The organism is Annamia dubia NIES-4383, assembly GCF_055394725.1.
In genome coordinates, this window is record NZ_AP025630.1 from 1,591,334 (window position 1) to 1,605,292 (window position 13,959).

Consider the following 13,959-nt stretch of genomic DNA (forward strand, 5'->3'; position numbering starts at 1 on the left):
ATTTATTGATTATGTTTAAAACCATAACGAATTACTAAAAGATCATCAAAAGAAATACCCACAATTCTGGCAATTGAATGTAAAGAAGCCTCTTGAATTTCCTTACCTTCAGAGAGATTTTTAAGCTCTTGAGAAGATAATTTATAAGAATCACAAAATTTGATAAATTCTTGATCACTTAGATCTAATTCTTTTTGTCGATCTCGTAATAAAACCATGATCGCACCTAAGCCATGTTTAGGGCGTTTGGCGGTAGATAAATACTTTTTAACATACAATTTAACATCTTCAGGATGACCACCTTTAAAAGCAACTAAATCTTGACAAGCTTTATAAAGAGCCTTGCGAGAATTTTCTTCTTCATTTAAAATTTTAATAATTCTCACCGCATAATTCGGTTTACAAAAACCGATAATTTGCCCTTCATAAGAAATAGGTAAATAAGGATCCTTAGAGTTTAATTCCCAACTCTCAATATCGTCTCTTAATGCCATTATTAAACCTCATCACAATTAAATCAAAATCTTAAATAATATCTTAGAAATGAAACAATGATTTTTCCTTTCTCATTTTAAGATACAATAAGAATCGCTATTTTTTCATTTTCTTAAATAAATTAACAGAATTGATATTTTTCTTTATTAATGCCTTATGACTTCTCAAAAAACCGATCCCACAGCGATCAAACCTAATCTGGAAAATAACTCTGATGAACTTCCTGATGATGTAGAAATGGATTTTTTTGATCATCTTGAAGAATTACGCCTCAGAATATTTTATGTTTTAATTGCCGTTTTTATAACGATGGCAGGTTGTTTTTTCTATGTCAAGCCCCTTGTGGCTTTTTTGGAAATACCCGCATCTGATGTTAAATTTTTACAGTTAGCTCCGGGGGAATTTTTTTGGGTTTCTTTAAAAGTCGCTTTTTATAGTGGTTTATTATTAGCAACTCCCGTTATTTTATATCACATAATTCAATTTATTTTACCCGGTTTAACTCGCAAGGAAAGAAAATTAATTTTACCTGTAGTTATTGGCTCAACTTTTTTATTTTTATTCGGTTTAGTTTTTGCTTATTATGTTTTAATTCCGGCCGCTTTAACCTTTTTTATTAATTATGGAGCGGATGTAGTTGAAGCTTTATGGTCTATTGAAAAATATTTTGAATTTATTTTATTATTATTATTTTGTACAGGGCTTATTTTTCAAGTTCCAGTAATTCAATTTCTATTAGGAAAATTAGGCTTAATTTCTTCTCAAAAAATGTTAGCAGGATGGCGTTATGTCATCTTAGGATCGGTAATTTTAGGAGGAGTTATTACCCCTTCTACGGATCCTTTTACCCAATCTTTATTAGGTGGCGCAATTTTATTACTTTATTTTGGTGGCATTGGTTTAGTTAAATTAACGGGCAATTAATTAAGTAATAAGTAATAAATAATAAAGTAGTACAGGCATCTTGCCTGTTCCTTATAAAACCTGTTTCTTCTCAAACATTTCCTTATCAAAAATAAAATGTAAGGTGAACATTGCCCGTCCTAAATTAATTAATATTATTTACTTTAATTGACTTAAAATTTGATTATTAATTAAAGTTTCATTAGTAAATAAATCATCTACCGTCACCCTTAAAAATCTTTGTTCATCTACTAAAAATTGTAACTTAATTCGATCGCTTCCGGGTTGGCCAAGGGGATCAAGTTTTGCTAAAGTTCTCGCCTGATCATTATCATTTAAAGGTTGTACTAAAACATCCCCTTGACTAACAGTACGAGTCACCAAACGATCACCATCAAAATAAACCTCCGTGCTTAAATTTTCCTCCCCTAACTCACCAATAATTAACTCAATACTAGGCTGATTTTCCACAGAAGCACCTAAATATAATTCCACAGGTTGACTTAAAGGGTAGGGTTGACCTTTTTTAATCAGAGAATGCCAATTATGTTTTTTAGTTCGGCGATCCCAATAACGGATACCATAACTATGATATAAAAAGTCTTTAATTTCTATGCCTTGATTTAACTGTAAAGCTCCCCTTGCAATGGCTGTAAAAGGTTGATCACTACAAATTTTATCGGAATTAAAGTATTTTTCAACCCATTTTTTTACCGCCGGAATTTGCACACTTCCACCCACTAACAACACCTTATTTATATCATCTCTTTCAATGCCATTTCTTCTACCTTGTTGGAGAATTTGAGTCATTAATTCATCCAATTGTACAAAAAAATTGTTATTTTCTAAAATTTTTTCAAACTGTTGACGATTTAACTTTAATTCGTAAGTTTCTAAAGTTTCATCATTAAAATAAAATAGATCCGCTTCCTCTTGAAAAGATAACTCAATTTTTAATTTTTCCGCTAAACGAGTAATTAAACTAGACTTAGGTAAATGATAAGTATTAGCAAAATAATCAACTAACCAATAATCAAGATCCGTACCCCCTAAATTTTTCCCAGCCTTCCCTAAAACTTTCGCAGTTTTTATCTGTTGACTATCACTTTCACCTAATAATTTTTGACCCCATTTTAAAATAAAACCTTGGGGTTGAAAATTATTATTAGAATTAATATTTAACTTAACTAAAGATAAATCAATTGTACCCCCACCAAAATCAATTACTAATAATAAATCGTCCTTTTCTACACCATAACCTAAAGCGGCCGCCGTTGGCTCATCTAATAATCTAATCTCCTCGATCGCCCACTTTTGACAAACTCGATTTAACCATGTGCGATAATTTTCAAAACTATCCACAGGCACAGTTAAAACTAAAGAATGGGGAGTGGCATCAATTTCTAATTGTAAATGATGAATAACCTGATTTAAAAACAATTCACCCACTTTTTCAAAAGTAACTAATTCCCCATCTATTTGAGGTAAAAAACCTTGAATATTTGCACCAATTCCCCTTTTAAAAGAACTAAAAAAACGAGGATCATTTTTCAAATCTAATCCCCGATCTCTCACATTTTGCCCAATTAAAGTTAAATTATCTTGGGCATTTTGAAGATATAATAAACTAGGAATAAGAGGAGGATTTTGAGCTAATTGTTGGGAAATTTCCCGTAAATTAATAATTTCGGCTTGTTTAGTAATAGTATTCCAACGAGTAATAACGGTATTACTTGTACCAAAATCAAGAGCGTAGACTTGTTGTTTATTCATCGAATCTCATTATTCAGTTCACAGTTGAATTTTTTAGATTTTAGCATTAATGGACTTAGATGGTACAAAGATAGCAATACTTGATTAAATATCGCTGGACAAGTGCAAATTGCTAGTATAATACTAATTTGATCAACAACTGATCAACTCACCCTCCCCCAAAAAAAGGCAGAATTGCTAAATTAAGACCTATAATTACAACTTTATCAAAATGATCTTAGTTTTTATTTTCTAAAAGATTTATACTTTATTCTATCGTATAAAATTGATAATTTTCCGTTAAATATGACCACTATTGCAATTGATTTTGGTACAAGTAATACCGTTGTTAGTATTTTAGAAGCTGACACAAAACTCCCCAAAACTTTAAGATTTTACCCTATTTCTCGTTTAATTAAAATTAGTAATCATCAAGATAATTTAACAGAAATTCCCCTTATTCCCAGTCTGGCTTTTGTTCAAAATCATGATCAAATTATCATTGGTGAAAAAGTTAGATCTCAAAGATTAGGATTGAGTCAACCTCATCGTTTATTTAAAGCTTTTAAAAGAGAATTATCCGCCGATTTTCAAGCCCCACCTCGTCAAATTGATCAACAACAATATACCGCAGAAATCATTTCAGAAGCCTTTATTACCCAAATTTGGCATAATCTTCAAAATTTAGAAATTAAACCGTCAAATGTGATTTTTACCGTACCTGTGGGAGCTTTTGAAAGGTATTTAGATTGGTTTAGAGATTTAGGAAAAAAGTTAGAAATTGATCAAGTTCAATTAATAGATGAATCTACAGCGGCCGCTTTAGGATATGCGGTTAAACGTCCTAACTCTCTTGTTTTAGTTGTTGATTTTGGAGGAGGAACATTAGATTTAAGTTTAGTTAAAACTGTTAATTTCCATAGTCAATCTTCTCAACAATTAAAAGCAGAAGTAATTGCAAAATCTGACATTTATTTAGGAGGAGAAGATATTGATAGTTGGATTGTTGAAGATTATTTAGATCAAATTAATTTATCAAGAGAAAATATTGATCCCATTGCATGGCAAAATTTATTAGAAATAGCTGAAAAATTAAAAATTAGACTTTCTTCTGATAGTTTCGCTCAAGAAAGTTGGTTTGATGATCAAAATTTTATGTCCTATGATATTAGTTTAGATCGAGAGCAATTAGAGCAAATATTAGAAAAATATTTATTATTAGAACAGCTAAGAGATGCCTTAGATGAAATTATTAATATTGCCTTAACTAAAGGGATTAAAAAAACTGAAATTGAACAAGTTTTATTAGTAGGAGGTACTTGTTTAATTCCCGCTATTCAACAATTAATTATGTTCTATTTTGGCAAGAATAAAGTCAAATTAGATAAACCCTTTGAAGCGGTGTGTCATGGTGCTTTAAGTTTAGAAAAAGTAATCGAAATTAATGATTATTTACGCCATAGTTACGCCATTAGACTCTGGGATAATTTTCAAAAAATTTATTATTTTTATCCACTTTTTTCAGCAGGAACAAAATATCCTTGTCAAAGAGAAGAACCTTTAATTTTACAAGTTGTTAAGCCCGATCAAACTACTTTTCGTTTAGATATTGGGGAGTTAGGGAAAATTTCTCAAGGTGAAGTAACCTACGATCATTTAGGTAGAATGACCAGTAAAAATCTCACTCAAAAAGAAATTTATCGCTCTTTAGAATACCATCATCAAGATGTTTGTATTGCCAATTTAAACCCTCCCGGAATGTTTGGAATGGATCGGATTTTAGTTAATTTTGAAGTTAATGAATATCGAATTTTATTAGCTACGGTTAAAGATTTATTGACCGATCAAATCTTATTAGAAAAACAGGAGATCGCTAAATTAAATTAACTTTAATTTAACAAAAATTTGCACTAAAAAATTAATCATAACCGATACTAATTGTACCAGATGGAACATAAATTTCCGCTTTGGCATTAGGAGAAACTAATAAAACTTTTAATTCTCCTTTTTCATTAACTCCGGTAATTATACCCCTATTTCCATTAATTTCGATGGCTTTACCAATACTATTTAAAAATTCAAGATAACCCGATAAAATTGGTTTAATTCCTTCTTTTAAATAAACTTCATAAGCTGATAGTAACCCCGAAATAACAAGACTTGTTAATTCTTCTAAAGATTGAATTGAATTAAGATTATTTTCCCTGAAAAAAGATTGTAAATTAATGCCATGATCAGGAATTTCATTTTGCCAATTAATTCCCACTCCGATCACTGCCGTTTCAATCAAATTATTTTTAATTTTAGTTTCAATTTTAATTCCCCCTAATTTTTTTTGATTTAAAATTAAATCATTTAACCATTTTAATTGTACGGGAATTTGATATTTTTGTAATTGTTTGGCAATTCCATAAGCACTTAAAATCGTTAAGTGAATGGCATTTTTAACCTCAATCTTTGGGCTTAATGCTAATGATAAATATAAGCCATTAAGCCCAGATTGCCAAGCTTTCCCCCATTGTCCTTTACCCGCCGTTTGTTCTTTTGCTAATACAACAAAAGGCGGTTTTTCTCCTTTTTCTATTAATTCCCAAATAGCAGTATTAGTAGAAGGTATTTTGTCAAAATTATAGATTCGATCGATCAAAATTTTTCAATATAAATAGTTAACTAAGTATTATCAAAAAAGAAGTTTATAAGGTGGGCTGATTAGGGCTAAAGCCCAACTACAAATAATTTTATTGTTGATCATATTCTTTTAAAATAGCTAAAGCTTGATTACATAAATCTTCATGACAATGACCATTACTAGCCATAATTCCCCCCCATTTATGTACATCACCTTGATTATATTTTAAACAATTTCCTTCAAAATAAGTAAATTTTCCGCCCCCTTCTGTTAAGATTAATTCTGGTGCGGCAAAATCCCAATCTTTAGCGGCAGATTTACCAGAAAGGGAGATATAAACATCGGTTTTTTGTTCAAGAATTGAGGCAATTTTACAGCCTACACTTCCCACATAATGACGTTCTTTAAAGTTTAATTGATCTAATAAATGTTGCATTCTTAAATCTCGATGGGTACGGGAAGCAACTAAATTTAATTCTTCAATTTTTTGACGATTTGACACATTAATAGGGGTAATATTTCCGTCAATTGTTTCCACAAATGTGCCATTTCCTTTAGTTGCAAAATAAAGTTTTTGTGCTTCAGGAACTACTACCACCGCCAAAACTGGTTCTTTTTGATAAGTTAAAGCAATATGGATCGCATATTCCCCTGTTTTATCAATAAAATCTCTCGTCCCATCTAAAGGATCAATGATCCAAACCCAGTCTTGAGGGAGGGCTTTTCCTTCTTTAATTTTGAAAGTTTCTTCACTTAAATAGCCAAAATCTTCATCTTTAAAAGCACTTTGTAACTGTTCTAAAATATAATGATTAGCGGCCAGATCCGCACTGGTAACAGGCCCATCTTTTTTATCATTAATTTCCAAAGCATGATCGGTTACATTTCCTTGATAATAAGCCCTAAGAATATTACCCGCTCCCCATGCAATTTGACGAGTAATATTAACAATTTCTGATAAAGGAATAGATGTCATAATTAATTGATAATGGATAATTAATAATATTGAATAATTGATAATTAAGTAGCCAAATTATGTTATTACTTATTACTTATTACTTATTACTTATTACTTCCCACTTATTATTTATTCATATAACCAAGGAGTAATAGTAGGTTGCCAAGAGGCTAACTCATCTTCACTAAACCATAAAGCAATTTCTGTTTGGGCGGTTTCTAGCGCATCGGAGCCATGAATGAGGTTGCGGCCAATATTAACGCCATAATCCCCTCTAATTGTACCCGGAGCGGCCGCAATGGGATTAGTTGCACCGATTAAATTTCTAGCGGCGGCTACTACTCCATTTCCTTCCCAAACCATAGCCACAACGGGAGCAGAAATGATAAATTCAACTAAACTATTAAAAAATGATTTTTCTTTATGAATATCATAATGTTTTTCTGCTAATTCCCGTGATACGCTGATCAGTTTAAGCCCCACAAGGGTAAAACCTTTTTTTTCAAAACGGGAGATCACATCGCCGACTAAATTGCGTTGTACTCCATCGGGTTTTACCATGATAAATGTTCTTTCCATTAGTTTTTCCTTTTATAATTCAGTGTAACGATTTATTAGATTATCATTAATTGGCCTTATTTAAGCTGTTCGTCTTTTAAATAGGGTATAATAAAAGCAAAAAGAAAAGGAGTGAAAAAAAATGCCAGTTAAGAATTATCTAAAACAAGAACAAAAAGAAATGTTACAAAAAGCTCTAAAAGAGGAGGAACATCCAGATATTAGAGAAAGAATTTTAATCTTATTATTGTTAAATGATGGAAAAACTCAAGCAGAAATTGCAGATTTTATCGGTTGTGGTGTCAACAAAGTAAACTACTGGTGTATTCACGCCGATCCAGAAAATATGGAGACATTGAAAGATAAAAGAATGGAAGGAAATCATAGAAAAGCGACAGATAAATATATAGAAATATTATTAGAAACAGTAGAAAAAGACCCAGAAGAATTAGGTTATGAATTTGGCAGATGGACAGGAAAAAGATTAGCAATATACTTAGAAGAAATCACAGGAATAAAATTAAGTAGTTCACAAGTAACAAGAATATTAGAGAGAAAAAGTACGTTTATATCTGGGCAAAACATAGCTTAGAAGATAAGTGGGATGAGAAGAAAAGAAAAGTGTTTAAAAAGGAATTAAAAGAATATTTAAAAATAACAATAAAAAATCCAGAAAGGCTACAGGTATGGTTTTGGGATGAAAGTGGATTCAGTTTGAGAGTAATAAGAAGAAAAAATTGGTGTAAAAAGGAAAGAGAAAAAAGTAAGAGGGGATAGAAGAAAAGGAAGAATAAATGTCATGGGGGCGATCAGATATTCAGATAAAAAAGATGGGTAGAATTTATAGAAAAAGGAGATAAACAAAATTTTTATGAAGTAATGAAAGAATTTTATCAAGAGTTAATTGATGAGTGGGTAGCACAAGGAAATGAGGCGAAAGATTTTGCTGAAAAAGGTGCAAAAATAGTGATTATATTGGATAATGCTAGTTTTCATAAAAATGAAGAAATAAATCAGAAAATAGAAGCAGAAATGCCAAATTTAAGATTAGAATTTTTGCCGACATATAGCCCTGATTATAACTTAATAGAATTAGTATGGCATAGTGCAAAAGAATATGTAGCTAATCGTCTTTTTAGATCAATTGAAGATTTAGAATTATTATTACATAAACTCCTGAATGAAGGGGAACTAATTATTCAATGGCATCGTAAGTTAAAACACAAAGGTAATTCTGTTAAAGTGGTTTAAATGCTGAACAGCTTATCAATTATTAATTATTAATTATCAATTATCCATTATTATTTATCAATTAATTAATTATGTTTCGTTATTTATTAAAGCGTTTAGTAACATCAATTCCCACTTTAATTGCCATTAGTATGGTAATTTTTGCCATTTTAGCATTAGCCCCCGGAGATCCAATGGGTGAATTTGCGACTAATCCCTCAATTACCGCAGAAATAAGGGAAAATATCAGGCGATCGCTCGGTTTAGATCAACCGATTTATATTCGTTATTTAAAATGGGCATGGGCTTTTTTACATGGTGATCTGGGTTATTCTTTTACCAGTCGTAGCCCCGTTTTAGATTTAATTTTACAGCGTTTACCCACCACTTTAATGGTAGTAGGAATAGCCTATATTTTAGGAATAATTATTGCTTTTCCATTGGGTATTATTTCAGCCATCAAAAGATATAGTTTTTTAGATCAATTAGTAACAACTTTTTCATTTTTAGGCTTTTCCTTACCCACATTTTTTACAGGAATTATATTTATAATTATTTTTAGTGTGCAATTAAAATGGTTTCCTTTTATTTATGATAGTACCTTAAAAGTAACAGACTTTAATAGTTTAATTGCACAAATTAAACAATCAATTATGCCAATTTCCGTTTTAACATTATATCAATCAGCCACTTTAATGCGTTTTATTCGTTCATCGGTATTAGAAGAATTAAATCAAGAATATGTTAAAACAGCTTACGCTAAAGGATTAAGTCAATTTAAAGTATTAATTAAACATATTTTACGCAATTCTTTAATCCCCGTTGTAACCTTAATTGCCTTAGATCTTCCCGCTATTTTTACAGGAGCATTAATAACTGAACAAGTTTTTAGAGTGCCGGGCATAGGAGAATTATTAATTAAATCAATTTATAGTAGTGATACCCCCGTAATTATGGCCATTACTTTTATTTATGCAATTTTAATTGTTATTTTTAATTTAATTGCTGATCTTACCTATAGTTTTTTGGATCCTAGAGTTAGAACTTAACAAATTAACTTGGCTTAAATTTAATTTTAAAGTTAAAATAATGATAGTTAAACTTAAACTATCTTCACTTAATATTGATTACTCACAAATGCCGATCGCACATTGGTTATTAAATAAAAAGATAAAAACTAACTTTTTTCAGAAAAAACTCATTTAGATTAAACTATTTTATAATTAAAATAAGAATATTTATTTTTAAGAAAAGAACAATGAAATTTCGCTCAGGCACTGACAATTTTTCTTCACAAATTCCTATTCCAGAAGATGGAAATACCATTATGCCTTTTAGCAAAAATATGGCGATCAATTCGCCTGTGTCTACAGAGGAAATAGATTTACAACATCAAGCAGAAACTTTATTTCAACAAGCCTTAGAATGTAAACATAAAAGCCAATTAACCCAAGCAATTAATTTATTAAAAGAAGCAATTAAATTATTAGATAAAATTCAAAATAAATCAGCCTCAGCTAAAGTTTATTATCATTTAAGTACCATTGATTATCAACTAAAACATTATCAAACTGCCATTAAAGAAGCCAATCAAAGTTTAAACTATGCTTTAGCCGTAGAAGATCAAAATTTAATTGCTGAATTATATAGTTCAATTGGCAATTCTTACCGTCATTTAGAAAATGATGAAAAAGCAATTGAATATCAAGAAAAAAGCTTAGAGATGTTTCGCAAATTAAAAAATTCAAAAGGCCAAATAGCGGCTTTAAATAATTTAGGTTTAGCTTATAAAAATTTAGGAAATCAAGAAGCAACTATTAAATATCAAAAAGAAAGTTTAACTTTAGCAAAACAAATTAAAGATCAAGATATTTGTTATCAAATATTAAAAAATTTAGGCAATGCTTATTATGGTTTAGGAGATTACCATGAGGCAATTAATTATTATGATCAATGTTTAGAAATCGCTCATAGTCGTAAAGATTTACGTCTGGAAAATCAATTATTACGAACTTTAGCCAATACTTGTTATATTTCAGGGGATTATTTTGGGGTGATTAATTATAATCAAAAACGCTTTAATCTTTCAAGTAATCTTAATGATTTTCGATCTCAAGCCCAATCTTTGAGTGCAATGGGAATCGCCTATGAAGCATTAGAAAATTATCAACAAGCTATTAAAATTTATGAAGAATGTTTATTATTAGCATTTCAAAATAATGATTGTACTGTCAAAAGTCAAATTCTTGAAAGATTAAAAGTTACTTGTTATGCCATAGGCGATCATGAGCGAATTGTCAAATATGAATTATAATTATTAGTTATTTGTTGTCAAAACTAAAAACCAATAACTAAAAACTAATAACCAATAACTAATTTGATTTAATCAAAAATTTGTAACCCAAATAAATTAAACTACCAATAACAATTAAAGAAATTAAAGAAGTAACAATCATAAAAGTTGTTTTAATTACAGATAAGCCAATCATAACCCCAGCAAAACCTACTAAAATTTTACCGATGGGTGGTAAAGAAATAACCCAATTTTTAATAGGTGTTAAAAACTGACTTAAAAAAGGACTAGAAACAGGAATTTGATTTGAATTACTTGAATTATAAGCAACTTCATGTTCAATTTCTGCTTCAATTTCTTCAATGGTTCGTTTTTGATTTTGTTCTGATGAATAATCCATAAATAATCAGTAAGAAATAATTAACTAATTAGTCTTAATTATAGCATTTTTAATTGATTGGACAATAAAAAATTTATTCTTAACTGTCCACTATCAATTGTTTAATGGAACATTAGTTGTAGCAAAACGTCATAACACTTAATAAAGTAAATATTTTCAGGCAATTTTGCAACATGGATCACTTATTATATAATAAAAAAGGAGGTAATTAAAATGACAAAATTTAGTCATCAATTATTAATTTTTATCGGTTTAGTGAGTAGTTTTTTTACTAGCTCTACTGTAATTGTTCAAGCTCAAAATTTGATCTCTCAAAGTAATAATTCTGAGTCAATTATCGTTAATGGGCGATCGGGTGGAACTGATCTTCATCAAGGCTGTGGCTATCTTAACCTTAATCCTAATTACCGGATTAATTTAGATAATGATAATACTTTTATGAATATTGCTGTTAATATTGAGAATATAAATGCTAATCCTACTTTATTTGTGATTGGTCAAAATACCCAAACTCAATTTTGTTCTTTTGCCGAGTCTAGCACGGGTGAAACCCTCTCGATCTCAGGGCTTTGGCCTCAAGATACCTATTTTATTTATGTGGGCGATCGCAATCAAAACAGTTATGATTTTACCCTCACAATTAATTCAGGAGATAATATTTTAAAAATAAAAAATAACTAACTAGAAATATAATTATTCTCCTTCAATTCTTTGAACAGAAACCTCAACCGCTTCAACATCAATCGTTCCGGGTGGTGCAATCCTCATAAACTTACCAGAAGATATTTGTAGGTTTTCGCCACAATTAGGACAAACACAATCAATATTTTTAAAAGCAGTAAACTCATAATTACAAACGGGACATTGATCGGTAACTTGACTGCGTTTAAGCCACCAATTAAGACCGATCCAAGCGATAATTGGTAATAATAAAAATAATAAAACTAAAATTAAAACACTATTAACAAGCCAACTTAAACCAAAAGAACCTAATAAAACAGCTATTAGAAAAAAAGTTAATAAACAGCCAAAACCAGAATCATTAAATTGAAATATTTTAGGAAAATTCTGCACAATTGTCTCCTTTTTTCAAAATTATTATTAAAAATTAATTATGATCTGATCTTACTATAACATTAATCTAAGTAATAAGTCATGAGTTGGTTTTCAAAAGTGGGGAATTTGTTAGATACCCCACTTTTTGTTCTAAAAAATTCTAAAAAATAAATGACGATTGATCTGTGATAGCTAATAGCTAATGATCTTTTCTTTGAGGTAATTGGGTTTCCATAATTTCCATTAATAATTCTAAACGGGAAGGGCGACTTAATAAAGGAATTAAATTAGGTAAAGCATAATAATCACCTTTAAATTCAAGGGTATCAACTTGTACTTTTTTCTCTTTTAATTGGCGCTCAATATGGTCATAAGAATAACCAACTTTAACAATAATAACATTAGGAATAACCTTTAATTCTTCACAATACTTTTGAAAAGCACTATCAAAATAAGGCGGAGTATTTTCCCCCTCATCCGTAATAATAATAAACTGCTCAACTAACTGTTTTTTCTTAGTCATAATATCAACGGGCGCACCCACACTGGTGGCATTTCCCGCCTTAATATGCTCAAAAGCTTTTTCCCAGTCAGCTAAAGTTTTACCCTTGGCCGTTACAGCATAGGGCATGGTATCAAAAGCATAGACAAATAGATCCGCCTCCGTTACCCCTGAAATAAGAGTAGCGATCTGTTTACCCACCTCGATGGCATTATCCATTGAAGAAGACTTATCCACTAATAAAGCAGTAGGCTTAGAAATTTTCCCTTTTTGCTTGATCTGTTGCTCCATAATCTGATTTAATCGCTCTTGAGTCTCCTGATCCAACTCCGTAGCATTAGAAGCCACACGACTTTTCAGGGCTGATACCCTTGTATCAGTTTGAGCCTGTTCTAACTTTTGATTAATTAACTCTTTGAGATCAAGATTATCCATCACACCCTTATCTTTAAGGGATTTTAAATTATTAATGACCTCTTGGGGAGTCATCCCATTAATTAAAGCCGCTAAAACGGTGGGTGTTAACTGTTTAAGCGCCCCCACCGCAATGGTATAGGGGATCTGATGGGTTACAATCATCATGGCTTGATCCGCCGGAGTTTCGGCTTTAGCCAGTTGTTTGAGGGCATAGGCTAAACTATCTTGAGGGGGTTTATTTTTAAATAAAATGGCATCGGCACGGGCATTGGGCTTAATATGTAAACTAGCATAAAGATGTTTGATCGCCTTACGCCCCCTTAAGGCCGAGCGATCGAAATTATGATTATTACTTTCTCTTTTGCGTAAATAACGGATCACCGCCGTGCGCGCGGATCTGGGCATTTTATTTTTTTGTTGTTTTAAAAAATCTACGATCCGTGCCACTTGATAGGGGGGAAAATCTTGTAACATCACAAAACCCGCATCACGATGGGCTTTTAACGGTGAAGTTAAAAGATTTCCCACAAAAACCTCTTGATGATCCCTCACATCGCCATTTTTTTGATACCAGACGGCTAAATGCCCGTAAAATAGGGGATCCTGTGCGATCATATTACTATGAAGTTGAGAAACCTGCTCTAGTTGACGATGGGGAGTTGTCAACAAACTGTTAAGCATTTCTAAACGTAAATCCTGCTCATTTTGATTGTGATTAACTGTAACCATTTTTACCCCTTTATCTTCGATTCTTTTCTTTAATATT

13 protein-coding genes and 1 pseudogene are annotated in these 13,959 nt (G+C 30.9%); 6 read left to right on the plus strand and 8 right to left on the minus strand.

Features of this window, described 5'->3' with window-relative positions; genetic code table 11:
• Positions 1-2: 2 nt before the first annotated feature.
• Positions 3-494 (minus strand): hypothetical protein, encoded by a 492-nt coding sequence (locus tag Anndu_RS07155; protein ID WP_464103706.1) that lies wholly within the window; start codon positions 492-494, stop codon positions 3-5.
• A gap of 157 nt (positions 495-651) precedes the next feature.
• Between Anndu_RS07155 and tatC the strand changes: the two genes are divergently transcribed.
• Positions 652-1,419: a twin-arginine translocase subunit TatC gene (gene tatC, locus Anndu_RS07160; protein ID WP_464103707.1), complete on the plus strand. Its 768-nt coding sequence runs from the start codon at positions 652-654 to the stop codon at positions 1,417-1,419.
• 138 nt (positions 1,420-1,557) lie between these two features.
• On the opposite strand, the gene Anndu_RS07165 is transcribed toward tatC, so the two are convergent.
• Positions 1,558-3,171: an Hsp70 family protein gene (locus tag Anndu_RS07165; protein ID WP_464103708.1), complete on the minus strand. Its 1,614-nt coding sequence runs from the start codon at positions 3,169-3,171 to the stop codon at positions 1,558-1,560.
• Positions 3,172-3,456: 285 nt separating this feature from the next.
• Here Anndu_RS07165 and Anndu_RS07170 point away from each other — a divergent pair, with 285 nt between their 5' ends.
• Positions 3,457-5,037: an Hsp70 family protein gene (locus Anndu_RS07170; RefSeq protein WP_464103709.1), complete on the plus strand. Its 1,581-nt coding sequence runs from the start codon at positions 3,457-3,459 to the stop codon at positions 5,035-5,037.
• A 31-nt stretch (positions 5,038-5,068) separates the two neighbouring features.
• Here the strand turns inward: Anndu_RS07170 and Anndu_RS07175 are convergent, their stop codons facing one another.
• The 3 genes from Anndu_RS07175 to ndk form a co-directional block, all read right to left on the minus strand.
• Complete coding sequence (locus tag Anndu_RS07175; protein WP_464103710.1) at positions 5,069-5,797, minus strand: biotin--[acetyl-CoA-carboxylase] ligase; 729 nt, start codon at positions 5,795-5,797, stop codon at positions 5,069-5,071.
• Between the two features lie 91 nt (positions 5,798-5,888).
• Positions 5,889-6,755 (minus strand): 3'(2'),5'-bisphosphate nucleotidase CysQ family protein, encoded by an 867-nt coding sequence (locus tag Anndu_RS07180; protein ID WP_464103711.1) that lies wholly within the window; start codon positions 6,753-6,755, stop codon positions 5,889-5,891.
• A 111-nt stretch (positions 6,756-6,866) separates the two neighbouring features.
• Entirely contained in the window at positions 6,867-7,316 is a 450-nt protein-coding gene (ndk, locus tag Anndu_RS07185; protein ID WP_464103712.1) for a nucleoside-diphosphate kinase, read from the minus strand.
• A gap of 121 nt (positions 7,317-7,437) precedes the next feature.
• Here ndk and Anndu_RS07190 point away from each other — a divergent pair.
• The 3 genes and pseudogenes from Anndu_RS07190 (at position 7,438) to Anndu_RS07200 (ending at position 10,839) form a co-directional block, all read left to right on the plus strand.
• Positions 7,438-8,546 (plus strand): annotated as a pseudogene (locus Anndu_RS07190) (IS630 family transposase).
• A 71-nt stretch (positions 8,547-8,617) separates the two neighbouring features.
• The gene (locus Anndu_RS07195) at positions 8,618-9,574 is read left to right on the plus strand and encodes an ABC transporter permease (RefSeq protein WP_464103713.1); all 957 of its coding nucleotides are present in this window, start codon (positions 8,618-8,620) and stop codon (positions 9,572-9,574) included.
• A 209-nt stretch (positions 9,575-9,783) separates the two neighbouring features.
• The gene (locus Anndu_RS07200; RefSeq protein ID WP_464103714.1) at positions 9,784-10,839 is read left to right on the plus strand and encodes a tetratricopeptide repeat protein; all 1,056 of its coding nucleotides are present in this window, start codon (positions 9,784-9,786) and stop codon (positions 10,837-10,839) included.
• Between the two features lie 58 nt (positions 10,840-10,897).
• Here the strand turns inward: Anndu_RS07200 and Anndu_RS07205 are convergent, their stop codons facing one another.
• Positions 10,898-11,218, minus strand: coding sequence for a hypothetical protein (locus Anndu_RS07205; protein ID WP_464103715.1), 321 nt, complete (start codon positions 11,216-11,218; stop codon positions 10,898-10,900).
• 213 nt (positions 11,219-11,431) lie between these two features.
• On the opposite strand from Anndu_RS07205, the gene Anndu_RS07210 reads away from it, so the two are divergent.
• Positions 11,432-11,899: a hypothetical protein gene (locus Anndu_RS07210; RefSeq protein ID WP_464103716.1), complete on the plus strand. Its 468-nt coding sequence runs from the start codon at positions 11,432-11,434 to the stop codon at positions 11,897-11,899.
• A 12-nt stretch (positions 11,900-11,911) separates the two neighbouring features.
• On the opposite strand, the gene Anndu_RS07215 is transcribed toward Anndu_RS07210, so the two are convergent.
• Both Anndu_RS07215 and Anndu_RS07220 read right to left on the minus strand, forming a co-directional pair.
• Complete coding sequence (locus Anndu_RS07215) at positions 11,912-12,295, minus strand: hypothetical protein (protein ID WP_464104053.1); 384 nt, start codon at positions 12,293-12,295, stop codon at positions 11,912-11,914.
• A 178-nt stretch (positions 12,296-12,473) separates the two neighbouring features.
• Positions 12,474-13,922, minus strand: a complete 1,449-nt coding sequence (locus tag Anndu_RS07220) for a hypothetical protein (RefSeq protein ID WP_464103717.1) — start codon at positions 13,920-13,922, stop codon at positions 12,474-12,476.
• Between the last annotated feature and the right edge of the window lie 37 nt (positions 13,923-13,959).